This is a genomic window from Streptomyces tanashiensis (assembly GCF_014648895.1).
In the GTDB taxonomy this organism is placed as follows: Bacteria; Actinomycetota; Actinomycetes; order Streptomycetales; family Streptomycetaceae; genus Streptomyces; species Streptomyces tanashiensis.
Map to the genome: position 1 here is coordinate 1 of NZ_BMRZ01000011.1, position 24,421 is coordinate 24,421.

The following is a 24,421-nucleotide window of genomic DNA, read 5'->3' on the forward strand; positions in this document are numbered from 1 at the left end:
CTTCGTTTCCGACTCTATCAGATCTTTCCGATCCGATTTCCTCGGTGCTTTCCGGTCCCGTTCGCTTTCGCTCCGGGCCCTTCCGGCGTTTCCGACTCTATCAGATCCTTTCGGCGTCTGATTCCCAGTCAGCGGGGTTTGTCTTTCCGGCTGTTGGGCCGTTCCGACGTCTCAAACTCTAGCGGGTTTCCCCGGCGACTCATAATCGAGCCATTCGAAATGAATTTCGGCATGCCGAAATTCGTCCCGGTGGGGAGTTCGTGCTGAGTAGAGGTGCCGCATCAGCGGCGGGAGTGGTTGTCGAAGAACCGTTCCGGCTCCGTGACAACTCGGAGAACACTACGCATCCGGGAGGGGCGTGTCAACCCCCGCCCGGTGGGGTCAGTCGAGGTCCGTCAGGCGGCCGCCGGCGTCCGGCTGGGTGAGCTCCACGCGGCGGAGCAGGCGGATGAGGACATCGCCGAGGACGCCCTTCTCCTCCGTCGTGAGGTCCTGGAGCAGGTCCTCCTCGAAGTCGGTGGCCATGCGCATGGCCTCCAGCCACTTCGAGCGGCCCTCGTCGGTGAGCTCGACGATCACGCGGACGCGGTTGTTCTCGTCGCGGTCGCGGGTGACCAGGCCTTCGCCGGCCATGCGGTCGATCCGGTGGGTCATCGCCGCCGGGGTCAGGCCCAGACGCTTGGCGAGCTCGCCGGGGCCCAGGCGGTAGGGCTCTCCGGAGAGGACCAGGGTCTTGAGGACCTCCCACTCGGCGTTGCTGATGCCGAGGTCGGCGAGCTGGCGGCCGTACGCCACGTTCATCCGGCGGTTCAGCCGGCCGAGGGCGGAGACGACCTTCTCCACCTGCGGGTCGAGGTCGCGGTACTCGCGCTGATACGCGGCGATCTGCTCGTCGAGGCTCGGCTCTTGGGGAGCGGTGTCGGACATGCGGCGAGTATCCCACGCGCCACGTTGGCGTTGAAGTCCTTCAGTGTGTACTGTTAAGACGTTAACTTTAGCGTTGAAGTCTTCAGGGTTCAGACGTTCGACTCTGAACCCGCGACCGAAGTGGGTGAGTGTGACCAAGGCGAGGGGCGCAGCGATGCGCCGTATTCAGGCAGGCAGCGCGCTGAGCGCGTTCGGACTCGGCTTCACGGTGCCGTACCTCTATGTGTACGTCGCGCAGGTGCGGGATCTGGGCGCGGCCACGGCGGGCATCGTGCTGGCCGTCTTCGCCATGGCCGCACTGGTGGTGCTGCCCTTCAGCGGGCGGGCCATCGACCGGCGCGGGCCCGTGCCCGTCCTTCTGGTGGCCTCGGTCGTCGCCGCGGTGGGTGCGGTGGCGATGGGCTTCGCCTCCAGCGTGCCGGCGGCCGTGGGGGCCGCGGCGCTGCTCGGTGCCGGTACGGCCGTGCTGCAGCCGGCCCTCGCCACGATGATCGTCTGGTGCTCGGAGCCCTCCGGCCGCACCCGGGCGTTCGCGATGCAGTTCTTCCTGCAGAACCTCGGTCTCGGTGTCGGTGGTCTGATCGGCGGTCTGCTGGTCGACACGAGCCGGCCGGGCAGCTTCATCCTGCTGTTCTCGATCGAGGCCGCGATGTTCCTCGTGCTCGCCGCGATCGTCGGGACCGTCCGGATGCCGGGCTCGCCCGCGCTGCAGGGCGCCCGTCCGGCCGAGGGCGGGAAGGGCGGCGGTCTCCGCGCGCTGCTGGGGCACAAGGCGATGGTGCAGCTGTGCGTCCTCGGCTTCGTGCTGTTCTTCGCCTGCTACGGGCAGTTCGAGTCGGGTCTCGCCGCGTACGGCACGGAGGCCGCCGGCATCGAGCCGTCGGCGCTCGGGATCGCGCTGGCCGCCAACACGGCGGTGATCGTGGTCGCCCAGTTCCTGGTGCTGCGCTTCGTCGAGCGCCGCAGGCGGACCCGGGTGATCGCGGCCGTGGGTCTGATCTGGACCGTGGCGTGGCTCATCGCCGGGTACGCGGGCCTCGGGCACGGCAGCCAGACGATGGCGACGGCGGCCTTCGTCTCCACGTACGCCCTCTTCGGGCTCGGTGAGGCGATGCTGTCGCCGACCGTGGCCCCGCTGGTGGCCGATCTGGCGCCGGAGTCGATGGTCGGGCAGTACAACTCGGCCTTCGCCCTGGTGAAGCAGCTGGCGCTGGCCGTCGGTCCGGCCGTGGGCGGGCCCATGGGGGCCGCGCTGCACGGTCCGTACATCGTGACCTTCGTGCTCTTCTCGCTCGGGATCACGTTCCTGGCCGTCCGGCTGGGCAAGCGGCTGACCCCCGAGCAGAACCAGCCTTCGCTGGCCCTCAAGCCGTCGAAGGTGGTCGTCCGGCACGAGCCGGTGCGCGAGAGCGAGACCGCTGCCGCCTAGCCGGGATCAGTCCGGCAGGGCGAACTCGCACCAGACCGCCTTGCCGCCCCCGGGCGTGCGGCGGCTTCCCCAGGACGAGGCGATCGTCGCGATGATCGAGATACCGCGACCCGCCTCGTCCTCCGTTTCCGCCCTGCGGCGGCGCGGCAGATGGTCGTCCCCGTCCGTGACCTCGATGATCAGGCGGCGGTCGGTGCGGCGCAGCCGCAGGCGCATGGGCGGGGTGCCGTGCTGGAGGGAGTTCGCCACGAGCTCGCTGGTGGCGAGGACGCCCAGGTCGCGCAGCTCGACCGGGAAGCGCCAGGACGACAGGACGCCGGACGCGAAGGCACGCGCGCGGGGAGCCGCCTCGACCCCGCCGAGCAGTTCCAGGGCGGCGTTGTGGAAGAGCTCGGCGTCCGGGCCCTTGCGGGAGGGGTGCTGGACGACCAGCACGGCGACGTCGTCGTCGTGCTCGGCGGTGACCCCGAGGGAGCGCAGGAGCCGGTCGCAGACCACCTGCGGGGTGCCGCTGGCGCCGGCGAGGGCGCGGGCCAGGGCGGCGACGCCCTCGTCGATGTCCTCGCGGCGGCGCTCGACCAGACCGTCGGTGTAGAGGACGGCGGTGGAGCCGGGCGGCAGGGCGATGGAGCCCGAGGCGTGCAGCCAGCCTCCGGTGCCGAGCGGCGGGCCGGTCGGGTCCTCGGCGCGGCGGACGGTGCCGTCCTCGTCCCGTACGAGGATCGGGAGGTGGCCCGCGGAGGCGTACACCAGCTTGCCCTCGTTGGGGTCGTGGATCGCGTACACGCAGGTGGCGATCTGGCTGGCGTCGATCTCGGCGGCGAGGCCGTCGAGCAGCTGGAGGACCTCGTGCGGGGGCAGGTCCAGGCGCGCGTAGGCCCGGACGGCGGTGCGGAGCTGGCCCATGACGGCGGCGGCGCGTACGCCACGGCCCATCACGTCGCCGATGACGAGCGCGGTGCGGCCCGCCCCGAGGGTGATCACGTCGTACCAGTCGCCGCCGACGGCGGCGTCCGCGACGCCGGGCTGGTAGGTCGCGGCGATCCGCAGGTCGTCTGGCTGCTCCAGCTCCTGCGGGAGCAGGGAGCGCTGGAGGGTGACGGCGGTCTCGCGGTGCCTGCGCTCGCTGGCCCGGAGCCGCTCGGCGGCCTCCGCGTGGTCGGTGACGTCGGCGGCGTGGACGAGGACTCCGCCGCCGTCGAGGCGGGGGCTGTCGACGGGCAGGCAGGTGACCGTGTACGAGCCGCCGTCCCGGGTGCGGCGGGACTTGACCGTGCGGGGCTTGCCGCTGCGCAGCACCTGGTCCATGAGGGGCAGCAGGCCGAGCTCCTCGGCCTCGGGGCAGGTGTCGGCGACGGTGGCGCCGGCGGGGCGGGGGCCGAAGGCGGCGGCGTACGCGTCGTTCACGTACGCGATGCGGTGCTCCGGGCCGTACGCGAGCGCGACGAGGCCGGGGAGGCGGCCGAGCAGTTCCCGTACGGAGAAGTCCTCCAGGGCGGGGACGTCGGCGGTCTCGTCGCCAAGGTGCTCCAGCTGCTGACCGTACTCACCGCGGGCGGCGGGCACGGAGCCTTCGGTCCCCCGCGCCGCGCGGCGCTGCGTGCCGGGGAGCCGGGCGCTCCAACGGGTGAAGTTCACGGATCTGTATGCCTCGTGGTGTCGGTGCCGTGCAGAGTCACGCTGTGCAGGTGTGAGCCCACCTATGGTCACACGTCCAGTGTGGACGAGTGCACTGACAGTGATGTCAGGACTGCGGCTTGTCGCCGTCGCCGGGGGGTGGTGAGGCGGCGAGTTCGAATTCGGCCCTGGGGTGTTCCAGCGAGCCGAGGGAGACGATCTCCCGTTTGAACAGGCCGGACAAGGTCCATTCGGCGAGGACCCGGGCCTTGCGGTTGAAGGTGGGGACCCGGCTGAGGTGGTAGGCGCGGTGCATGAACCAGGCCGGATATCCCTTGAGCTTGCGTCCGTAGACGTGGGCGACTCCCTTGTGGAGGCCGAGGGAGGCGACGGAGCCCACGTACGCGTGCGCGTACTCCTTGAGCGGCTGCCCGCGGAGGGAGGCCGCGATGTTCTCGGCGAGGACCTTGGCCTGGCGGACGGCGTGCTGGGCGTTGGGCGCGCACTCCTTGCCGGCCTCCTTGGCGGTCACGTCGGGGACGGCCGCGGCGTCGCCGGCGGCCCAGGCGTGCGGGGCGCCCTCGACGGCGAGCTGGGCGGTGCAGCGGAGCCTGCCGCGTTCGTTCAGCGGCAGGTCGGTGGCGGCGAGGACGGGCGCGGGCTTCACGCCGGCGGTCCACACGACGGTACGGGTGGGCAGGCGGGTGCCGTCGCTGAGGACGGCGACCCGGTCCTCGCAGGATTCGAGCCGGGTCCCCAGGCGCACGTCGATGTTCCGGCCGCGCAGCTCGCGGACGGCGTACCTGCCCATCGCCTCGCCCACCTCCGGGAGGATCCGGTCGGAGGCCTCGACGAGGACCCAGCGCAGGTCCTCGGGCTTGACGTTGTGGTAGTACCGCGCGGTGTAGCGGGCCATGTCCTCCAGCTCGGCGAGGGCCTCCACGCCCGCGTAGCCGCCGCCGACGAAGACGAAGGTGAGGGCGGCGTCGCGGAGTGCGGGATCGCGGGTGGAGGAGGCGATGTCCATCTGCTCGATGACGTGGTTGCGCAGGCCGATGGCCTCCTCGACGGTCTTGAAGCCGATGCCGTGGTCGGCCAGGCCGGGGACCGGAAGGGTGCGGGAGACGGAGCCGGGCGCGAGGACCAGCTCGTCGTACGTCATGTGGACGGCGCCGGTGCCCTCCTCCTCGGTGGCGAGGGTGGAGAGGGTCGCGGTGCGCTTGGCGTGGTCGACGGACCCGACCTCGCCGATGACGATGCGGCAGCGGTCGAGGACCCGGCGGAGCGGCACGACGACGTGGCGCGGGGAGATGGAGCCGGCCGCGGCCTCCGGCAGGAACGGCTGGTACGTCATGTACGGCTCGGGGGTGACCACCACGATCTCGGCGGTGCCGGCTCTGAGCTCCGCCCCGAGCTGCCGCTGAAGGCGCAGCGCGGTGTACATGCCGACGTAGCCACCGCCGACCACGAGAATGCGCGCAGGTTCGGTCACTGTCCCATGACGCACCCCCGTCCGTGGTTTGTCCACAGGCTCGGCAAATTGTGTGACCGGAGGGGTACGGAGGCGCGGGGTGGCGCGCGGGCGTCGTACGGGGGAATCGGCGCAGGTCACACCGGATGGTGCGGGTTCGGAGAGGGGTCGGAATCGGGAGTCTTCCGGGCCTTGCTCCGATCGGGGGGCGCACCGTACGGAACTCCCCCTTCTGAATTGACCCCGACTCAACTATGTTCGTACCTCATCGGGGTGTCATATCGGAGCGCGCGCATGGACCGAAGCGCTCGTCCGCCGGAGGCCCCGTGTCAGGGCGGGGAGTCTCCGGGGGGAGACATCATGAGCGGGGGAACGCTTATGCAGATTCAGGATTCACGCTGGCAGTCGGGCGCCGGGACGGCGACCGTCGACGGGCATGTCCCGGGGACGACCGAGCAGCGCAACGGCACCCATGTGGTGGCGGGCGGCAGGTCCGCGCCGCTGCGGGTGGACGCCCAGCGCAATCTGGAGCACGTGCTGCGGGCCGCGCGCGAGGTGTTCGGCGAGCTCGGTTACGGGGCTCCGATGGAGGACGTGGCGCGCCGCGCCCGGGTCGGCGTCGGCACCGTCTACCGCCGCTTCCCGAGCAAGGACGTGCTGGTGCGGCGGATAGCCGAGGAGGAGACCTCCCGGCTGACCGAGCAGGCGCGGGCCGCGCTGGGCCAGGAGGAGGAGCCGTGGTCGGCGCTCTCCCGGTTCCTGCGGACCTCGGTGGCCTCGGGCGCGGGTCGTCTCCTGCCGCCGCAGGTGCTGCGGGTGGGCGTGGACGACTCCGGGGTGCCGCTCGTCGCGGGCGACGCGGACGAGGCGGCCCGGGTGCCGTACCAGCGGGGTGTCGCCGAGCAGGCGGACGCGCGCGTGGTCGCGCCGCGCGGTGTGCCCGCCGAGGAGCGGGACGACGCGGGGGCCTCGGAGCTCCTGGAGGTCGTCGGCCGGCTGGTGGACCGGGCGCGTGAGGCGGGTGAGCTGCGGACGGACGTGACCGTGGCGGACGTCCTCCTCGTCATCGCCACCGCCGCCCCGGCCCTGCCGGACGCGGTGCAGCAGGCGGCGGCCTCGGCCAGGCTCCTCGACATCCTGCTCGAGGGGCTTCGCTCCCGGTAGGACCTTTCACGGACGGCGTTCCCCGTGGTCCGGGCGGACCAGCGAGCATGACACGAACGTGTGAGCGGTTACGCCCGGATACACGAAGTCGCCCCGGACGAGTGGTAAGTGGACGGGGCGCTTCGGCGTGCCCTCGCTCTGTGGCAGGCTTGGCCGGTATTCGGGTCTGAGCGTGCGTACGGGGGCTTCCGCGATGAGCGGTGACAGTCGGGACGATCCGCTGGGCGGCGGCGCGGAGACCGGGGGGCTTCCCTCCCGGCAGGTTCCGAGCCAGGGCGGGCCGGGGGGTCTCTCCGGAGCGCCGTCCGAGTCCGCCGAGCCGAGCGTGCCGCAGCAGCGTGAGGGCAAGCCCGCCGAGCCGGGTTCCGGAGCCGTCGCGGGGGCGGCCACCGGGACGGGAACGGCCGGAGACGACGCCGGCCCCGACGAGCCCGACACCGTGCTCCCTCCGCCGCGCGAACTGCCGCCCTCCGACGCCGAGCTCGTCCAGCTCATGCGGGACGGCGACGGCTCCGCGTACGAGGAGCTGTTCCGCCGCCACTCCGAGGCCGTCCGCCGGTACGCCAGGACCTGCTGCCGGGACGCGCACACCGCCGACGACCTCACCGCCGAGGTGTTCGCCCGCACCCTCCAGGCGGTCCGCGGCGGGGCCGGGCCCGAACAGGCCGTGCGCGCCTACCTCATGACCACCGTCCGGCGGGTCGCGGCGAACTGGGCGAGAACCCAGAAGCGCGAGCACCTGGTCGAGGACTTCGCGGTGTTCGCCGCGGACGCCGCCCGCTCCTCCGAGGTCTCCGACCACACGGCGTCCTTCGGCGCGGGCATGGACCTCGGCGCGGACGTCCGCGCCATGCACGAGGCCGAGCAGTCCCTCGCCATGCAGGCCTTCCGCTCGCTGCCCGAACGCTGGCAGGCCGTGCTGTGGCACACCACCGTCGAGGAGGAGTCCCCGAGCGAGGTCGCCCCGCTCTTCGGCCTGACCGCGAACGCCACGGCCGTGCTCGCCAGCCGGGCCCGCGAGGGCCTCAAGCAGGCCTACCTCCAGGCGCACGTCAGCCAGTCCCTGACCGCCGGCGGCGACTGCGCCCGCTACGCGGACCGGCTCGGCGCCTACGCGCGCGGCGGGCTGCGGATGCGGGCCGAGCGCGGCCTGCGCAAGCACCTGGACGAATGCGCCAAGTGCCGGCTCGCCGCCGGTGAGCTGGCCCATGTGAACGCCGGGATCCCCGCGCTCCTGCCGGTGGCCGTCATCGGCTGGTTCGCCGCCGGGTACTCGCTCAAGGCGGCCGGGGTCGTCGCCGGCGGCACCGCCGCCGCGGCCGGTGCGGGCGCGGCGGCCGCCGCGTCCGGGTCCTCCGGGGGCGCCGCCTCGGGCGGGGCCGCCGCCGAGGGGCTCGGCGCGCCCGCGAAGGCCGGGATCGCCGCGGCCATGGCGGTCGCCGCGGCCGCCGGGCTCGTCTGGGCGATGGCCGGCGACCCGCAGCCCGTGGCCGCGCCCCGGCCGACGCAGCCGGTCGTCACCCCGCTCGCGCCGGAGCCCGCACCCCCGGCGAAGCCCTCCCCGAAGCCCGCGCCGCCGGCCCCGCCCGTCACCTCCGAGCCGCCGCAGCCGACGCCGCCGCCTCCTCCGAATCCCACCCCCAGCCCGACGCCGAAGCCCACGCCGAAGCCGACGCCGCCGCCGTCCCCGAAGCCCACCCCCCGGCCGACGCCGAAGCCCACACCGAAGCCGACGCCGACCCCCGAGAAGCCCGCGCCGAAGCCGACGACCCCGCCGCCCGCGCCGCCGTCCGTCTACCGGGTCAGCGAGCTGGACTACGGGATCTTCGGCGACGGCACCAAGCCCGAGGTGTCCCTCTCGGAGAGCAGCTGGATGTGGCAGCGGGGCAGCCTGTCCATGGGCGACGCGCAGTACGCGTACGGAGTCAGCGTCCACGCCCCGTCCTCGCTGCTCATCGACCTCAACCGGCAGTGCACCAGCTACGACGCGGTCGTCGGCGTCGACGACCTGAGCGCCCTGCTCGGCGTCGGCGGCGTCCGCTTCTCCGTCTACGGCGACGGGGAGCGGCTCTGGCGCTCCGACGTCGTCCGGGCGGGCGACCCGCCGGTCCCGGTGCACGTCGACATCTCCGGCCGCACCACGATCCGGCTCGTGGTGGAGGAGCACACCCCGTTCGGCCGGGCCGCGGTCGCCGACTGGGCGGAGTCCCGGATCAGCTGCTCCTGACGGCCGTTCCGGCGTCCGGCCGGGCCGGGGCGAAGCGTTCGACGAGATCGAGGACCTCGTCGAGGCCGAGTCCCGCGCCGGCCGCGCGGGCGGCGGCCAGGCCGGACGCGCCGAGCTCGGCGAGCGCCCGATCCGTCACGTCCTCGACGTCCCGCAGCTCGGGGACGGAGCGGGGCGCGTCCCGGCGCCATCCTTCGACGGCGGCCATGACCCGTACGGCGAGGCCGGCCTCACCCGCCCGGGAGAGGGTGACGGCGAGCCCCTCCCCCAGGCCGGTGGTGATGAAGTCCGCGCACTGGGCGTCCCGCGCGGCGCGGAGCGCGGCGACGGCCGTGCCGACGGCGACCGTCCCCTTGCCCTCGTACGCCTCGACGCGGGCGGCGAGTCCGGTCACCCCCGCCTCGAAGTGCGGCGGCGGGGTGCCGAGCGCCACCGTCCGGCCCGCCTCCTCCAGCTGCGCGCGGGCCTCCGGGACGTCGCCGCGGTCCAGGGCGAAGGCCGCGCGGAGGAAGCACACGTACGTCTGGGTGTCCCGTACGTGATAGACCTCGGCCTCCCGTGCGGCCTCGTCGAGGGTCCGCTCGGCGGTCTCCAGGTCACCGGTGCGGTAGGACAGTTCGGCCAGGCGGGCGAGGAGGAAGGGGGCCTCGGCGTGGGCGCCGACTTCGCGGGCCAGACCGAGGGCCCGCTCGTACGCCTCGCCGGAGTCCGCGTGCCGGCCGCGCATCGTGTACGACTCGCCCGCCGCGCTCTCGATCTGCGCCGCCATCCAGCGGTCGCCGACGCGGCGGGCGATGTCCCGGAGCTCGTCCAGCGCCTCGTCGACACCGGGCATCCCGCCGGGCATGTCGACGACCATGTGCGTACGGAACATGAGGCTGACGCCGAGCTCCCAGTCGCCGCCGTGGCGGCGGCAGTTCTCCACGGCGGTGTCGAGGAGGGCGCGGATCGTGGCCGGGTCCTCGGTGAGGTACGCCGTGAAGGGCCAGAGCAGGCCGGGGAAGCGGGCCGCCTCGGGTCCGGGCTCCGCCCCGAACGCGTCGCGCACGCGCCGGACGAGCGCGAGGGTCTCCGGTTCCTTGAACTCCCCCATCGTCTGACTCTCGACCGCGAGGAAGAAGTGCAGCATGCGCAGGTGCATGCGGGGCCAGTGGCGGGGGTCCGCGGGGTCGGCCGGGTCCTCGCCGAGGTCGATCGCCCGGCCGACCCAGGCCAGGCCCTCGGGGCGGTAGTTGCGCAGCCACCAGAACCAGCCCATGGCGAAGACGAGCCGGAGGGCGGCGGCCTCGTCGGGCGCGGTGACGAGGGTGCGGTGGAGCGCGGCGCGGATGTTGTCGAGGTCGCGCTCCAGCCTGTCGATCCAGGGCAGCTGCTCCGCCGAACGGAGCATGGGCTCGGCGGCCTCGGCGAGGGCCGTGAAATGGGCGGTGTGGGTGGCCTCGGCGGCGGCGAGCAGCGCCGGTTCCTCGGCGGCGCGCTCGGTCGCGTACTCGTGGATGGTCTCCAGGAGCCGGTAGCGCATCTCGCCGCCCTCGGTGGGGGTGGCGACCACGAGGGACTTGTCGACCAGGGCGCCCAGGGCGTCGGCGGCGTACGGGGAGAGGGCCTCGGCGGCGGCCAGGTCCCAGCCTCCCGCGAAGACCGACACCTGGCGGAGCAGGGTGCGCTCGGCCGGGTCGAGCAGGTCCCAGGACCAGTCGACGACCGCGCGGAGCGTCTGCTGGCGGGGCAGGACGGTCCGTGAGCCGGAGGTGAGGAGGAGGAAGCGGTCGTCGAGGCGGTCGGCTATCTGGCGCGGGGTGAGGAGACGCAGCCGGGCGGCGGCCAGTTCGATGGCGAGCGGCAGGCCGTCGAGGCGGCGGCAGATCTCGTCGACGGCCTCGCCGCCGTCGCGGGCGAGGTCGAAGGAGGGGCGCACGGTGCGGGCCCGCTCGGCGAAGAGGCGGTGGGCCGGGTCGGGCGGGAGGGGCTCGACGGGGCGGACCGACTCGCCCGGGACGCCGAGGGGTTCACGGCTGGTGGCGAGGATGCGGAGCTGCGGGCAGTGGGTCAGGAGGGTCTCGGCGAGGGCGGCGGCCGCGTCGATCAGGTGCTCGCAGTTGTCGAGGACCAGGAGCAGCGGTCGGCGGGCCAGGTGCTCGACGAGGTGGGCGGTGGGGTCGTCCTGGAGCGGCACGCCGTCGCGGGTGATCAGGTTGGTCTCGCGGAGGCGGAGCGCGGAGAGGACGGCGCCGGGGAGGGCGCCGGGGTCGTCGAGCGGGGCGAGTTCGGCGATCCAGGCCGCGGGGCCGACGGCGCGGACCGCGGCCTCCTCGGCGAGCCGCGTCTTGCCGGAACCTCCGGGGCCGGTGAGCGTGACGAGCCGGGAGCGGGTCAGGTCGGCGTGGAGCGCGGCGAGCTCGGGCTCACGGCCGACGAAGGAGGTGAGCCGGGGCCGGATGTTGCCGGCTTCGGGAGCCGGGGCGGGGCGCTCGGGGGCGGCGGGGTCGGCGGCGGGCGGCGCGGGGGCCGCCTCGGGGGCCGGGGCCTCGGTCCGGGGCGGCGCGGGTGTGGTGCCGGTGAGGAGCTCGTGGTGGAGGGCGGTGAGTTCGGGGCCCGGGTCGGCGCCGAGGGCGTCCGCGAGGGTGCGGCGGGCCGACTCGTACGCGGTGAGGGCGTCGGCGTGGCGGCCCTCGGCCCGCAGGGCGCGGATGAGATGGGCGCGGAAGGCCTCGTCGTACGGGTACGTGGTGGTGAGCTCGGTCAGCTCCGGTACGAGTCCGTCGGTGGCGCCCCGGCGCAGATCGGCCTCGACGCGCTGCCGGAGCGCCGCGAGCCGCTGCGCCTCGGGCCGGACGCCCGCCGGTTCGGGCAGGTCGGCGAGGGCGGAGCCCCGGAAGAGACCGAGCGCCTCGCGGAGGAGGGCGGCGGCGGCGTCGGGGTCACCGGCGTCGAGGCGGGCGGCGCCGTCCCTGACCCGGCGCTGGAAGACGTACAGGTCGATGTCGTCGGGACCGGCGACGAGCCGGTAGCCGGGGCCGGGGGTGGAGGCGACGGCCTCCTTGCCGAGGATCCGGCGGAGGCGGCCGACGAGGGCCTGGAGGGCGGCGGGGGCGTCCTGCGGCAGGTCGTCCCCGTACACGTCGTCGGCGAGCTCGCCGACGGAGACGGCCCGTCCGCCGCGCAGGGCCAGCGCGGCGAGCAGCGCGCGCAGCCGGGCGCCGCCCAGGGGAAGGGGGGTGCCGTCGGGACGAAGGGCCTCGGTGGTGCCGAGGATGAGATACCGCACCGACCCATTGTGTCGGCCGGCCGGCACGTACGCCTCGGGGTTTGCCCGGGCTGTCAGAACGTCGAGGTGTCGAGCTCGAAGCCGAGAGGGTAGGGAAGCGGGACGACCGTCCCCAGCTTGTGGATGGACTTGTGGCCGTAATCGTCACCGGAGGGGCCGGAGCAGACGACGGCCTCACCGGCCTCGCGGTCGATCATCAGGTAGACAGGGATCCCGGCCCGCGCATAGGCGCGGATCTTCTGGACGCGATCACGGCTCGCTGTGGAGGAGGAGGTCACCTCGGCGACGAGGAGCACGGGGTCCGGGGCGTGCCACTCCAACTGGTCGTCGAAGCTGCCCTTGGGGGCGATGACGAGGTCGGGGATGACTCTGAGCGGGTCGGTGGTCCCCAGCAGGCTGATGCCGATGCCCGTGAAGTTGCGCAGTTCCTTGTCGACGCGGCGGGCGATGACCTGTTCCACCATCTCCGCCACGATCTCCTCGTGCTCACCATTGGCCGGAGGCACCACGTAGATCTCCCCTTCGATCAGCTCCACACGCCAGCCCTTGGGGGCAAGCGCACTGAACAGCTCGAAGGTCTCCTGAGTACTCGCGCCCTCACGGTCGGGCAAGCCCTCGGAGAACGCGTCCTCCGGAACCGGCAACGGCATAGCCATGCGGACCTCCTTCGCTCGGGTGCGACGATTTCAGCTTAGGTCCGGCCTGGGGCCGAGGTCCGGAACGCGTTCACTCGAACGAGCGTGCTGGGACGTTTCACCTGGTCGCCGCAGCCTCACGCCGGCAGCGACCTCGACGTCGGGATCAGGGGGCCCTGGACCGCGCGGTGGGCCCGGGGTTCCGTCGTGCTGGTCCAGCAGGAGCCCCGGCGGGCGAGGAGGCGGCGGAGCCAGAGTTCGGTGGAGACGAGGTCGGCGAGGCCGTCGAGCGGGACGGGGACGCCGTCGGCCGCCGCACGGAGGGCCTCGCGGACGACGCGGGCCTCGATCAGGCCCGCGTCCGCGAGGAGCGGCGCGTCGAAGAGGGCGAGGAGCTGGGGGAGCGCGACGCGCAGGCCCGCGCGCGTGGCGGCGGCCGGGGCGACGGGGTGGGGCGCGCCCCAGCCCGGGGGGAGGTCGTGGACGCCGGCGCCGGAGAGGACCGTGCGCAGGATGCCGGCCCGGGCGTCCGGCTGGACCCGGAGCGATTCGGGAAGGTCGCGGCAGGCCCGGACGACCTGGTTGTCCAGGAAGGGGGCATGGAGGCGTTGGCCGCGGATCTCCGCGGCCTGTTCCAGGACCCGGTGGTCGGCCGCGGCGCGGGCGAGGGCGGCACGCGCGCGTGCCTCGCCGGGGCGCTGGACGGTGGCCGGGAGGGTCGCCGCCCGGTTCAGGCGAACCGATACTTCAGCCAGCGCCTCCCCCGTCAGCCAGCGCGCCGCCGGCCCCGGCCTCGACCACGCCAGCGCGGAGAGCGAGGCCTCCAGGGGGCCGAAGCCGTCCGGGGCCGCGCGGTTCGCCTCCAGGACCCGCCGGGCGGCCGCCTCGAGACCCGTCCGGTACGGGGTGCGGGCCAGCTTCCGCGCCGCCCGGTAGACGGTCAGCGGCACCAGGAGCGAGCCCGCCGACGGCCCCGAGGCCTTGGCCAGCGCCGTCACCGGACGCACCAGGGAGCGCCGCCTGCGGTCCATCAGGAGGTCGGCGAGGCGCGCCGGGTGCGCGTCCAGGACCTGCTTCGCGCCCATGCCGGTGAAGTGGTCGGCGCTGCCGCCCGCGAGCCTCCTGCGGTGCCGCTCGGCGATGACGAGCGCGGGTCCCGGCTCGTCGGTCAGCGGCCCGTCGAGCGCCGCGTACGGCAGCGCCTCCTCGCCGCCCGCGACGACGACGTGGTGCAGCCGCGGGTCGGCGGCGATCGCGCGGGCCCGCTCCAGCTCCGCCGTACGACGCGAACCGGCCCGCGTCGCCAGGTCGTTGAACGTGACGGCGAGCAGCCGCTCCCCCGCGCCCGTGCCGTGACCGGTGATCGTGCCCGGCACGCCCGGGAGGCCCGCCGCGAGCAGGGCGAGGGTGCCGGAGGCGCTGCCGCCGGACAGGTCGGCGCCGATGCCGGGCGCCGGGCCCGCGCCCCGGGCCGCGCGCCGGTCGGCCGGGCCCATGCCGGGGACCGGGCCCGGATCGGGGAGCGGCGCTTCGGGCGCGTGCCGGGGGGCGGTGAGCCGGGCGCGCACGGCCTCGACCAGGGCGTCCCGTACCCCTTCGACGGCCTGCCGGGGGTCGGCCTCGGGCGCCGCGACGGCGAGCGAGGCCACCTGCTCGTAGCCGGTGATCTCGCGCGAGCCCTCCCGCAGGATCAGCGCGTGGCCGGGCGGCACCCGCCGCACCCCCTCGTACGGGGTGGAGTCGCGCAGCGCCTCCGGGGTCTCCGGGCAGGCGAGCAGGGCGGCGAGATGGCCGATGTCGAGCTGGGCCTCGACGAGGTCGGCGAGCGGCAGGGCGGCGGTGGCGTACGCGGTGCCGCCCTGCCACGGGGTGTGGAACACCGGCCGGGCGCCCGCGAGGTCACCGGTGACGGTGACGCGGCGGCCGGCCTTCACGACGGCGGTGTAGCTGCCGGGCCAGGCGGTCAGGTGCCGCAGGGCACCCCCGCGCGCGGTGAGCAGGCCGATCCGCAGCTCCTCGTCGCTCGCCGCGCAGCAGCCGAGCACGGCGAGGCGGGTCCCGTCGTCGACGGCCACCACGCGCACCTCGTCGGGGCGCCAGTCGCCGACCGCCCAGAGCGGATCGGGGTCGCCCCACAGGAGTTGTGCGCCCACCGGTTGCACCGTGCGCCCCTCGGACGCGCGGTCGGGGCCGGAGCCGTACGGGGAGCCGAGGTCGTACGGAGAACCGGGGCCGGAGCCGTACGGAGAACCGGGGCCGGAGCTGTACGGAGAGCCAGGGCCGTGGGCGCCGTTCGCGGACCCCGCCCGGCCCCCGGCGGTCGTTGCGAAGCTCGCGGCGACACTGCTCCAGCCCACCAGCCATCGCATCGGCGCCTCCACATCCGTTTCGGTGGAGGACATGCTGCCACGACAACGGCGCACGGGGCGGGGTCCGGGCGCACGCGCCCGAAAGCCGAATGCGCCCCTGGCATGGGCCAGTTGGAGTGCGACGGCACACCGTCGTCATTCGGCCAAATATCGATCCCCGTCGGAGGTTTCGACCGGTGTCCGGGCGGCGTCGCCGACACCGGCAGTCCGGGAGGCGCTCCCGCCTCCCGGCGCCGTCCGCCGCCCGCGGGGAATGGGGCGGCGGTGTCCCCCAGCCCACTGGTCCGGGACTCCGCTCCCGGCCGAACGGGCCGACCCACGCGATACTCATGGAAGCGCTTCCCCGCCGGCCGGACGAGAGCGCACGGCCGGGCGCACGGCCACACGACGGGAGCACGAGCCGCTCCGCCGGCCGCGCTCGTCGCACGTTCACACAACAATCTCGCCATACGGAACACCGCCCCTTAACGGTAGGGATGCGGCGAACTACGCTGTGTTTACGAATGCCGCACGCCTATGCCCGGCGTCGTGGCGGCCGTCTGGGTTGTCGAGGGGTGGCGTCATGTCCAGGGAGCAACGCGGGCCGAACGAAAAGCTCGGCACGGTTCTCGCCCTCGCGGGAATCAGCAACGCCGGGCTCGCCCGGCGCGTCAACGACCTCGGTGCGCAACGGGGACTGACGCTTCGTTACGACAAGACCTCGGTCGCCCGCTGGGTGTCCAAGGGCATGGTGCCGCAGGGTGCCGCCCCGCATCTGATCGCCGCCGCGATCGGGCAGAAGCTGGGCCGGCCCGTGCCGCTGCACGAGATCGGGCTCGCGGACGCCGACCCGGCGCCCGAGGTGGGGCTCGCCTTCCCGCGCGACGTGGGCGAGGCGGTCCGCTCGGCCACCGATCTGTACCGGCTGGATCTCGCCGGGCGCCGGGCCGGCGGGGGCGGCATCTGGCAGTCGCTCGCCGGTTCCTTCGCGGTCAGCGCGTACGCCACGCCCGCGTCCCGCTGGCTGATAACCCCCGCCGACCCGTCGGTGGAGCGCGAGGCCCCGCGGCCCGGCGCGGGCGCGGGGCTCACCGCGGCGGCCCCGGAGCACGCGCGCGTGGGCCACAGCGACGTCGCCAAGCTCCGCGAGGCCGCCGAGGACGCGCGCCGCTGGGACTCCAAGTACGGAGGCGGGGACTGGCGTTCGTCGATGGTGCCCGAGTGCTTACGCGTGGACGCGGCGCCACTGCTGCTCGGCTCGTACTCGGACGAGGTCGGCCGGAACCTGTTCGGCGCGACCGCCGAGCTCACCCGGCTCGCCGGCTGGATGGCCTTCGACACCGGGCAGCAGGAGGCCGCCCAGCGCTACTACATCCAGGCCCTGCGGCTCGCCCGCGCCGCCGCCGACGTGCCCCTCGGCGGCTACGTCCTCGCCTCGATGTCCCTCCAGGCCACCTACCGGGGCTTCGCCGACGAGGGCGTCGACCTCGCCCAGGCCGCCCTCGAACGGAACAGGGGGCTCGCCACCGCCCGCACCATGTCCTTCTTCCGGCTCGTCGAGGCCCGCGCGCACGCCAAGGCCGGCGACGGGGTCGCCGCCGCGGCCGCGCTCAAGTCCGCCGAGGGCTGGCTGGAGCGCTCGCGGGAGGGCGACGCCGACCCGACCTGGCTCGGCTTCTACTCGTACGACCGGTTCTGCGCCGACGCCGCCGAGTGCTACCGGGACCTGCGGATGCCGCGCGAGGTCCGGCGCTTCACCGAGCAGGCGCTGTCCCGGCCGACGGAGGAGTTCGTCCGCTCGCACGGGCTGCGGCTCGTGGTGTCGGCGGTGGCCGAGCTGGAGTCGGGCAACCTGGACGCCGCCTGCGCGGCGGGCACGCGCGCGGTGGAGGTGGCGGGACGGATCTCCTCGGCGCGGACGACCGAGTACGTGCGGGACCTGCTGCACCGGCTGGAACCGTACGGGGACGAGCCGCGCGTCATGGAGCTGCGGGAGCGGGCCCGCCCGCTGCTCGTCACTCCGGCGTGAGACCCCGCCCCGGGGCGCGGCGCCGCTCAGAAGTGACACGCGTCCCACGGCGTGGGCGTTTAGCGGCATTGTCAGTGGGCCAGTGCACTATCGGGGGTGGGAGGTGGCGCTGGTGTTTGACTGTGACGTGCTGGTGATCGGCGGCGGGATCGTCGGTCTGTCGACGGCGTACGCCCTGACGCGCGCGGCTCCCGGCACCCGGGTCACCGTCCTGGAGAAGGAGCACGCCCTCGCGCGCCACCAGACGGGGCGCAACAGCGGCGTGATCCACAGCGGGATCTACTACCGTCCGGGGTCGCTCAAGGCGAAGTTCGCGGTCGAGGGCGCGGCCGAGATGGTCAAGTTCTGCGCGGAGTGGGACATTCCGCACGAGGTGACGGGGAAGATCATCGTCGCCACCGCGCGCGAGGAGCTGCCCCGCCTGCACGCGCTGGTCCAGCGCGGCAGGGAGAACGGCATCCCCGTGCGCGAGCTCGGCCCGGCGCAGATCAGCGAGTACGAGCCGCGGGTGCGGGGACTCGCCGCGATCCACGTCGGCACGACCGGGATCTGCGACTACGGGGCGGTGTCGGAGCGGCTCGCCGAGGCCTCCGGGGCCCGGATCCTGTACGGCGCGGAGGTCACCGTCATCGACCGGCGGGCCTGGGGCGTCGCCGTGCGCACGGCGGACGGGCGCGTGGTGCGGGCGAAGGTCCTGGTGAACTGCGCGGGGCTGCACTGCGACCGGATCGCGCGGCTCGCGGGCGACGATCCGGGCATGCGGATCGTGCCCTTCCGGGGGGAGTACTACGAGCTCGCGGACCCCTCGCTCGTGCGCGGCCTGGTCTATCCCGTGCCGGATCCCGCCTTCCCCTTCCTCGGGGTGCACCTGACCCGGGGCATCGACGGCGGCGTCCACATCGGGCCCAACGCGGTCCCGGCCCTGGCCAAGGAGGGGTACGGCTGGTCCGTCGTCCGCCCGCGCGAGCTGGGCGCCACCCTGGCGTGGCCCGGCTCGTGGGCGATCGCCCGCGCGCACTGGCGGTACGGCGCCGGCGAGATGCACCGGTCGCTCTCGAAGCGGGCCTTCACCGAGGCGGTGCGCCGGCTGCTGCCGGTCGTCGAGGAGTCCGACCTGCGGCGGGCGGCGCCGGGGGTGCGGGCGCAGGCGGTGCTGCGGGACGGGACGCTGGTCGACGACTTCCTGTTCCGCGAGGCGCCGCGGACGGTCCACGTCCTGAACGCGCCCTCACCTGCGGCGACGGCGTCCCTCCCGATCGGCCGCGAGGTGGCGGCCCGGGCCCTGGCCCGGCTGTAGCCCGGGCGGAGGCCGCTCTCGCCGTGCCGCCGTAGAATCGGTCGCATTGTGTCTGAGCAGATTGAGAACGGCCCGCAGCCCGTCGCCGACCCCGCACAGCCCGCCGCCGCGCGCCGCGGCAGCCGGATGTTCGCCCCCGGCGAGGGGCCCATGCCCGATCCCGCCGGGGCCCATCACGAGCGGCGGATCCGGAGCTTCCAGCCGCGCCGCAGCCGTGTCACGTACGGGCAGGCCGAGGCGATGCTGAAGCGCTGGCCCGACTGGGGCCTCGACATCGACGGCAAGCGGGTCCTCGACCTGGGCGAGATGTTCGACGGGCTTCCGGTCGTCCTGGAGATCGGCTTCGGCATGGGCGAGGCGACCGCGCAGATGGCCGCCGCCGACCCCGGCACCGGCATCCTCGCCGTGGACGTGCACACGCCGGGCCAGGGCAACCTCCTCGGTCTCGCCGACCGGAACGGGCTCACCAACGTCCGGGTCGCCAACGGCGACGCGATCATCCTGCTCCGCGAGATGCTCGGCGACGCGGCCCTCGACGGCTGCCGGGTCTACTTCCCGGACCCGTGGCCCAAGGCCCGCCACCACAAGCGGCGGCTCATCCAGCCCGAGTTCCTCAGCCTCCTCGCGCCGCGCCTGAAGCCCGGGGCCGTGCTGCACTGCGCCACGGACTGGGAGGAGTACGCCGAGCAGATGCTGGAGGTGCTCTCCGCGCATCCGGACTACGAGAACACGCAGGCCGACGGCGGCTACGCGCCCCGGCCCGACTTCCGGCCCCTCACCCGCTTCGAGGGGCAGGGCCTCGACAAGGGGCACGTCGTGCACGACCTGCTCTTCCGGAGGAAGTGACACGGAGGTTTCCAGGGAACTGACACGGCGCGGTTCCCTGGGAAGTGACACGGAGCGGTTTTCTCCGTCGACCGGTGTCGGTGGGGGTCGTTAGGGTCGCTCACGTGTCGAACCCAGCCCCCAGCGACCTGTCGGACGCCGCTCCCGTCCCGCACCGGGACACCGAGGAGCCGGCCTTCCCCGCCGCCGCCGACCGATCCCAGTGGCGCTACCGGCCCCGCCGGTCCTTCTGGCGCAGCCGGCTGGTCCGCGCGATCGCCGTCGTGACGCTGCTCGCGCTCTGCGCCCTCGTCATCCTGGCGCTGGTCCGCGAGCAGACCGGCACCCAGGGCTTCCTCGTCGGTCTGGGCCTCGCGGTGCTTCCCGTACCGCTGCTCATGTCGGCGTTCCGCTGGCTCGACAGGGTCGAGCCGGGCCCCTGGAAGAACATGCTGTTCGCCTTCGCCTGGGGCGCCTTCGCCGCCGCGCTCGTCGCGATCCTGGCGAACTCCTTCGCGGTCCGCTGGATCGCGACGGCCACCGCGGACCCGGACTCGGCGGACACCCTCGGCGCCACGGTGATCGCGCCGGTGGTGGAGGAGAGCGCGAAGGCCGCCGCGATCCTGCTGCTGTTCCTCTTCCGCAGGAAGGACTTCGGCGGTCTCGTCGACGGGGTCGTGGTCGCCGGTTTCACCGCGACCGGCTTCGCCTTCACCGAGAACATCCTCTATCTCGGCAACGCCTTCGGCGAGGACCAGGAGTTCGGCTCCTCCGGTCTGGGTTCGGTGACCGCCGCGACCTTCTTCGTCCGGGTCGTGATGTCGCCGTTCGCGCATCCGCTGTTCACCGTGCTCACCGGCATCGGCTTCGGCTTCGCCGCCCTCGCGCCGCGCGGGAAGCGACTGCGCCGGGTGCTGCTGCCGCTCGCCGGGCTGCTGCTCGCCATGGGCCTGCACGCCGCCTGGAACGGCTCGGCCACCTTCGGCGGCCCGCTGGCCTTCTACGCGGTGTACGGGGCGCTCATGGTCCCGGCCTTCGGCCTGCTGACCTGGCTGGCGGTGTGGAGCCGGCAGCGCGAGCTGCGCACGATATCCGGGGAGCTCCCGGCGTACGCGGCGGCCGGCTGGCTCGCCCCCACCGAGCCGCTCGCGCTGTCCTCGATGCGCGCCCGGCAGATGGCCCGCTCGTTCGCCGCCCGGACGTACGGCGCGCCGGCCGCGCGGGCGGTCGGCGAGTACGAGTCCTTCGCGACGACCCTCGCGTTCCTGCGGGACCGGGCCCGGCGCGGCACGGCGGGGCCCGACTTCCCGGCCCGGGAGCAGGAGCTGCTGCACCACCTGTGGCAGCGCCGTGCGGTCGCCTCCCCGGCCCTCACGTACGCGGCACGGGCGACCGGCCGGGCCTGGGCGCCGCCGCAGTACCTGGACTACGACGGCTACAACCCGTACCGGAGCTAGGCCTCGCGAGCCCGGCATGATCCGAAAGACGGGCCCTAGACGGCCGAGGCCTCGTCCAGGAGGGTCAGCTCGGTCTCCGTGAGGGTGAGGTCGGCGGCGGCGACGAGGGCCGGGAGCTGTTCGACCGTGCGGGCCGAGGCGATCGGCGCGGCGACGGTCGGCCGGGCGGCGAGCCAGGCGAGGGCGACGGTGGCGAGCTCCGCCCCGTGCGCCTCGGCGACCGTGTCGAGCGCGGAGAGCACGGCCCGGCCCCGCTCGGTGTCCAGGTGCCCGGCGGCCCCGGAGGCGCGGACGCTGTCGACGGTGGCACCGGGGCGGTACTTGCCGGTGAGGAAGCCGGCCGCGAGCCCGTAGTACGGGACGGCGGAGAGCCCGGCCCGCTCGACGGTCTCCAGGAGCGGGCCCTCGTAGGTGTCGCGGGAGACCAGGTTGTAGTGCGGCTGGAGGGCGACGTAGCGGGCGAGGCCCTCGGCCTCGGCGAAGTCGAGGGAGGCGCGCAGCCGCTCCGGGGAGATGTTGGAGGCGGCGACGGCGCGGACCTTGCCGTCCTTCACCAGCTGGTCGAGGGCGGTGACGATCTCCTCGACCGGGACGGACTCGTCGTCGAAGTGCGTGTAGTAGAGGTCGATGTGGTCGGTGCCGAGGCGGCGGAGGGACTCCTCCGCGCCCGCCTTGATGGTGGTGGCGGACAGGCCCTTGAAGTGGGGGTGGGCGCCGACCTTGGTGGCGACGACGATGTCGGAGCGGTTGCCGCGGGAGGCGAGCCAGCGGCCGATGACCGTCTCGGACTCGCCGCCCTCGTTGCCCTCGGCCCACGCGGAGTAGACGTCGGCGGAGTCGACGAAGTTGCCGCCGGCGGCGGCGTAGGCGTCGAGGACGGCGAAGGACTGTGCCTCGTCGGCGGTCCAGCCGAAGACGTTGCCGCCCAGGGCTATGGGGAAGACGTGCAGGTCGGAGCTGCCCAGCGGGCGGAGAGAGGTCATGCGTCGCTCAACCGCTCCCGCCGCCGGGACTATTCCGGGTCCGCTCAGAGACTCAGGCCCTTGGAGCGGAGCCAGGCCGCCGGGTCGATGCCGTCGCCGCCGGGCGTGTGGACCTCCATGTGGAGGTGGGCGCCGGTGACGTTGCCGGTGGCGCCGACGCGGCCGATGGTCTCGCCGGTGCCGACGGTCTGGCCGACGCCGACCGTCATGGAGGAGAGGTGGCAGTACCAGACCTCGGTGCCGTCCTCCAGCTCCAGGACGATCCGGTAGCCGTAGGAGCCGGACCAGCCCGCGGACTTGACGGTCGCGCCGTGGACCGCCTTGAGCGGGGTGCCCGTGGGGGCGGCGAAGTCGAGGCCGGTGTGGTGGCCGGAGGACCACATCGAGCCGGACTGCATGTAGGTGGCGGTGAGGGTGTACGAGGAGACGGGCAGCGAGTAGCTGGCGGCGAGCTTGGCGAGGCGCTCGGCCTCGGCCTTCGCCTTGGCCTCCGCTTCCGCCTTGGCCTTGGCTTCCGCCTCGGCCTTCGCCTTCGCCTCGGCGGCCGCCTTCTCCGCGGCGGCTTCCTTGGCCTTGGCCTCGGCGGCGGCCTTCTCGGCCGCGGCCTTCTCCGCGGCGGCCTTCTCGGCGGCGTCGGCGGAGGCCTGCTGCTGCTCGGCCTGCTGGAGGATGCGGGCGCGCAGGGCCTCGCCGGCGGCGGGGGCGGCGGTGGCCTGCTCGGTCTGTCCGGTGCGCTCGTCGGCCGTGGTGGTGTAGGCGGCGGTGAGCGGGTTCGGGTTGGCGCGGGCCTCGGTGACGGGCTCGCTGTGCTCCTCGGGGAGGAGGTCGCCGACGCCGGGGATGTCGTGGGCGTCGGGCAGGTCCAGGTCCGGGAGGTCCGGCAGCGATATGGCGACCGGGGGCTTCTCCTGCGCGGTGGCGAGGCCGCCCGCGCCGACGGCGGCGATCACGCCGACGCCGAGGACGGTGGAGGAGCGGGCGAAGTTGGAGCGCTGCTTGACGACCCGGTGCCGGCCGCCGGAGCGGCTCTCGGCGCGGAGGGAGCCCTCGGTGGGGTTCCACTCGGTGCCCGGGGCGGCGGGACCCGCACCGCCACCGAATGCATCGAAGGGGGCTTCGGGTGCGGGGGTGTTGGACGCCACGGGGGCGCGCTCCTTTCCTTCCTTCTCGCCTACCGGGTTAGCTGACGGGTTCGGAGCAGGAAGGTCTCCTACGGGCTCGACCACACGAGTGCGAGATCCGCACGGGTGCGAAGGGGCCCGATTCACCCCAAGTGGTGGTTCCCCGGTTCCTTTTCAGGATTCGGCGCGTGCGCACGGTGCCGCCTCTTGCGACGGCTGGGACGACCGCGCTGCGTTATCGAACGTTAATAGACAGGGGGTCCCGATTCCAAGCTGTTCCTCTTGATCATTCATTGAATTGGGCCGCTATCGCCCAAGTTGACCCCCCTTCAGTAAGGCCTGCCGCGGATCCGGCGGAACCCTCGCGATCTGACGTTATGTCAATTGTTATCGCAGTGACACCCCTCGACTACGCCTGGTGACCGGACCCTTCCGGCGGCACCACCGGCATCGTCCGGCGCCGCTCGGGCTGGCCCGTCGCGGGGCGGCTGACCGCGAGCAGCGCCATGTCGTCCGTCGACCCGCCGCCCGTGTGGAGCCGTACGTCGTCCACGAGCGCGTCGAGCAGCTCCTCGGGTCCCGGGAAGATCCGCCCGGCGAGCCGCGCCGCCGGATCGTAGAAGACGCCCTGCGCGTTCCGCGCCTCCGAGAGGCCGTCCGTGTAGAAGAGCAGCGTCGCGCCCTGCGGGAAGGGACGCGCCTCCGCCCGGTCGGGCCACGCCGCCAGCTCGCCCATGCCGAGCGGCAGCGCCGCCTCGCCCGGCTCCAGCGGCTCCAGGCGCCCGTCCGCGTACAGCATCAGCGGCGGCGGGTGCCCGCGGTTGACGACCCGTACGAAACCGTCGAACGTCCCGCTCCCGTCGGAGCGCGGGATCTCGGCCAGCACTGCGGTGGTGAACCCCTCGAAGGCGTCGAGCCCGTCCCGGCGGGTGCCCTCCCGGGTCAGCGCCCGTTCGAGGCGCTGCGCCACTCCCTCCAGGGTCCGCTCCTGCTCCGCCGCCTCCCGGAAGGCGCCGATGACGACGGCGACGGCCTCGACCGCGTCCATCCCCTTGCCCCGGACGTCCCCCACCACGAGCCGCACCCCGTGCGGGGTGTCCTGGACGGCGAACAGGTCGCCGCCGATGAACGCGTCGGCCTGCGCAGCCTCGTACCGCGCCGCGCACTGCAGCCCGCCGATCCGCTCGGCGGGCGTCGGCAGCACCGCCTTCTGCGCGGTCTCCGCGATGACCCGCGCCGAGGCGAGCCGCTCGCCGCTGCGGCGCACGACCCGGTTGATGAGGAGGGCGAGCGCGGAGACGGTGAGGACGGTGAGCGTCTCGGTGAGGGCGGCGACCTCGTCGACGGTGCCGTTGTAGGCGTGCAGCCCGACGGAGGCGAGGACCGCGGCGATCCCGGTGAGCAGGGTCGTGAGCGTGGAGAAGAAGGGCGCGGCGATCAGCGGGGCGGCGGAGAAGAGCGGCGCCGCCGTGTACTCGGGCGGTGTCGCCACGTCGAAGGCGACACCGCCCACGATGATCAGCGGGGGCAGCGCGCGGATGAACCGCCGGGCGCCGCCGTACTCGGGGCGCCCCCCGCCGCCCCGCCGACCTCCGCCCGCCGCTCCTAGGGGGTGCCCCACCT

The 24,421-nt window shown here is 74.1% G+C and carries 16 protein-coding genes and 1 riboswitch; of the genes, 7 read left to right on the forward strand and 9 right to left on the reverse strand.

Going from position 1 to position 24,421, the window contains the following annotated elements; genetic code table 11:
• Positions 1–381: 381 nt before the first annotated feature.
• Positions 382–927 carry a MarR family winged helix-turn-helix transcriptional regulator gene (locus tag IE237_RS27180; protein WP_030694509.1) on the reverse strand — a complete coding sequence of 182 codons (546 nt, stop codon included), beginning with the start codon at positions 925–927 and terminating at the stop codon, positions 382–384.
• A 154-nt stretch (positions 928–1,081) separates the two neighbouring features.
• Here IE237_RS27180 and IE237_RS27185 point away from each other — a divergent pair, with 154 nt between their 5' ends.
• Positions 1,082–2,356, forward strand: a complete 1,275-nt coding sequence (locus tag IE237_RS27185) for an MFS transporter (RefSeq protein WP_189804766.1) — start codon at positions 1,082–1,084, stop codon at positions 2,354–2,356.
• 6 nt (positions 2,357–2,362) lie between these two features.
• On the opposite strand, the gene IE237_RS27190 is transcribed toward IE237_RS27185, so the two are convergent.
• Positions 2,363–3,994, reverse strand: coding sequence for an ATP-binding SpoIIE family protein phosphatase (locus IE237_RS27190; protein ID WP_189804767.1), 1,632 nt, complete (start codon positions 3,992–3,994; stop codon positions 2,363–2,365).
• Between the two features lie 106 nt (positions 3,995–4,100).
• Positions 4,101–5,465, reverse strand: coding sequence for an NAD(P)/FAD-dependent oxidoreductase (locus tag IE237_RS27195; protein ID WP_189804768.1), 1,365 nt, complete (start codon positions 5,463–5,465; stop codon positions 4,101–4,103).
• Between the two features lie 357 nt (positions 5,466–5,822).
• On the opposite strand from IE237_RS27195, the gene IE237_RS27200 reads away from it, so the two are divergent.
• Both IE237_RS27200 and IE237_RS27205 read left to right on the forward strand, forming a co-directional pair.
• A complete protein-coding gene (locus tag IE237_RS27200; RefSeq protein WP_229842921.1) occupies positions 5,823–6,608 on the forward strand; it encodes a TetR/AcrR family transcriptional regulator in 786 nt (261 codons plus the stop codon).
• A gap of 193 nt (positions 6,609–6,801) precedes the next feature.
• Positions 6,802–8,835 carry a sigma-70 family RNA polymerase sigma factor gene (locus tag IE237_RS27205; protein WP_189804770.1) on the forward strand — a complete coding sequence of 678 codons (2,034 nt, stop codon included), beginning with the start codon at positions 6,802–6,804 and terminating at the stop codon, positions 8,833–8,835.
• Here IE237_RS27205 and IE237_RS27210 read toward each other — a convergent pair.
• The 3 genes from IE237_RS27210 to IE237_RS27220 all read right to left on the reverse strand — a co-directional run bounded on the left by IE237_RS27210 (position 8,822) and on the right by IE237_RS27220 (position 15,107).
• Positions 8,822–12,103 (reverse strand): ATP-binding protein, encoded by a 3,282-nt coding sequence (locus IE237_RS27210; protein WP_189804771.1) that lies wholly within the window; start codon positions 12,101–12,103, stop codon positions 8,822–8,824. The two genes, IE237_RS27205 and IE237_RS27210, sit on opposite strands and share 14 nt — an antisense overlap.
• A gap of 53 nt (positions 12,104–12,156) precedes the next feature.
• Positions 12,157–12,753: a Uma2 family endonuclease gene (locus tag IE237_RS27215; protein WP_370468300.1), complete on the reverse strand. Its 597-nt coding sequence runs from the start codon at positions 12,751–12,753 to the stop codon at positions 12,157–12,159.
• A 122-nt stretch (positions 12,754–12,875) separates the two neighbouring features.
• Positions 12,876–15,107 carry an asparagine synthase-related protein gene (locus tag IE237_RS27220; protein ID WP_189804976.1) on the reverse strand — a complete coding sequence of 744 codons (2,232 nt, stop codon included), beginning with the start codon at positions 15,105–15,107 and terminating at the stop codon, positions 12,876–12,878.
• Positions 15,108–15,669: 562 nt separating this feature from the next.
• Between IE237_RS27220 and IE237_RS27225 the strand changes: the two genes are divergently transcribed.
• The 4 genes from IE237_RS27225 to IE237_RS27240 all read left to right on the forward strand — a co-directional run bounded on the left by IE237_RS27225 (position 15,670) and on the right by IE237_RS27240 (position 20,694).
• Positions 15,670–17,115 (forward strand): NsdA family TPR-like regulatory protein, encoded by a 1,446-nt coding sequence (locus tag IE237_RS27225; protein ID WP_189804773.1) that lies wholly within the window; start codon positions 15,670–15,672, stop codon positions 17,113–17,115.
• 112 nt (positions 17,116–17,227) lie between these two features.
• Positions 17,228–18,412, forward strand: coding sequence for an L-2-hydroxyglutarate dehydrogenase (gene lhgD, locus IE237_RS27230; protein WP_189804774.1), 1,185 nt, complete (start codon positions 17,228–17,230; stop codon positions 18,410–18,412).
• A 126-nt stretch (positions 18,413–18,538) separates the two neighbouring features.
• A complete protein-coding gene (gene trmB / locus IE237_RS27235) occupies positions 18,539–19,258 on the forward strand; it encodes a tRNA (guanosine(46)-N7)-methyltransferase TrmB (RefSeq protein ID WP_229842936.1) in 720 nt (239 codons plus the stop codon).
• Positions 19,259–19,386: 128 nt separating this feature from the next.
• Positions 19,387–20,694, forward strand: a complete 1,308-nt coding sequence (locus IE237_RS27240; RefSeq protein ID WP_189804977.1) for a PrsW family intramembrane metalloprotease — start codon at positions 19,387–19,389, stop codon at positions 20,692–20,694.
• 35 nt (positions 20,695–20,729) lie between these two features.
• On the opposite strand, the gene IE237_RS27245 is transcribed toward IE237_RS27240, so the two are convergent.
• From IE237_RS27245 to IE237_RS27255, 3 genes are all read right to left on the reverse strand, one after another.
• Positions 20,730–21,677, reverse strand: coding sequence for an aldo/keto reductase (locus IE237_RS27245; RefSeq protein WP_189804776.1), 948 nt, complete (start codon positions 21,675–21,677; stop codon positions 20,730–20,732).
• A 44-nt stretch (positions 21,678–21,721) separates the two neighbouring features.
• Positions 21,722–22,819 (reverse strand): M23 family metallopeptidase, encoded by a 1,098-nt coding sequence (locus tag IE237_RS27250; protein ID WP_189804777.1) that lies wholly within the window; start codon positions 22,817–22,819, stop codon positions 21,722–21,724.
• Positions 22,820–22,830: 11 nt separating this feature from the next.
• A riboswitch (cyclic di-AMP (ydaO/yuaA leader) is annotated at positions 22,831–22,995 on the reverse strand.
• Between the two features lie 212 nt (positions 22,996–23,207).
• Complete coding sequence (locus tag IE237_RS27255) at positions 23,208–24,419, reverse strand: PP2C family protein-serine/threonine phosphatase (protein ID WP_189804778.1); 1,212 nt, start codon at positions 24,417–24,419, stop codon at positions 23,208–23,210.
• Positions 24,420–24,421 lie beyond the last annotated feature (2 nt).

What these genes read in the sequence shown, in the direction of transcription:
- IE237_RS27180 (WP_030694509.1), bottom strand. Translation starts at nt 927, where the DNA reads ATGTCCGACACCGCTCCCCAAGAGCCGAGCCTCGACGAGCAGATCGCC.
- IE237_RS27185 (WP_189804766.1), top strand. Translation starts at nt 1,082, where the DNA reads ATGCGCCGTATTCAGGCAGGCAGCGCGCTGAGCGCGTTCGGACTCGGC.
- IE237_RS27200 (WP_229842921.1), top strand. Translation starts at nt 5,823, where the DNA reads ATGCAGATTCAGGATTCACGCTGGCAGTCGGGCGCCGGGACGGCGACC.
- IE237_RS27205 (WP_189804770.1), top strand. Translation starts at nt 6,802, where the DNA reads ATGAGCGGTGACAGTCGGGACGATCCGCTGGGCGGCGGCGCGGAGACC.
- IE237_RS27215 (WP_370468300.1), bottom strand. Translation starts at nt 12,753, where the DNA reads ATGCCGTTGCCGGTTCCGGAGGACGCGTTCTCCGAGGGCTTGCCCGAC.
- IE237_RS27220 (WP_189804976.1), bottom strand. Translation starts at nt 15,107, where the DNA reads ATGCGATGGCTGGTGGGCTGGAGCAGTGTCGCCGCGAGCTTCGCAACG.
- IE237_RS27225 (WP_189804773.1), top strand. Translation starts at nt 15,670, where the DNA reads ATGTCCAGGGAGCAACGCGGGCCGAACGAAAAGCTCGGCACGGTTCTC.
- trmB (WP_229842936.1), top strand. Translation starts at nt 18,539, where the DNA reads ATGTTCGCCCCCGGCGAGGGGCCCATGCCCGATCCCGCCGGGGCCCAT.
- IE237_RS27245 (WP_189804776.1), bottom strand. Translation starts at nt 21,677, where the DNA reads ATGACCTCTCTCCGCCCGCTGGGCAGCTCCGACCTGCACGTCTTCCCC.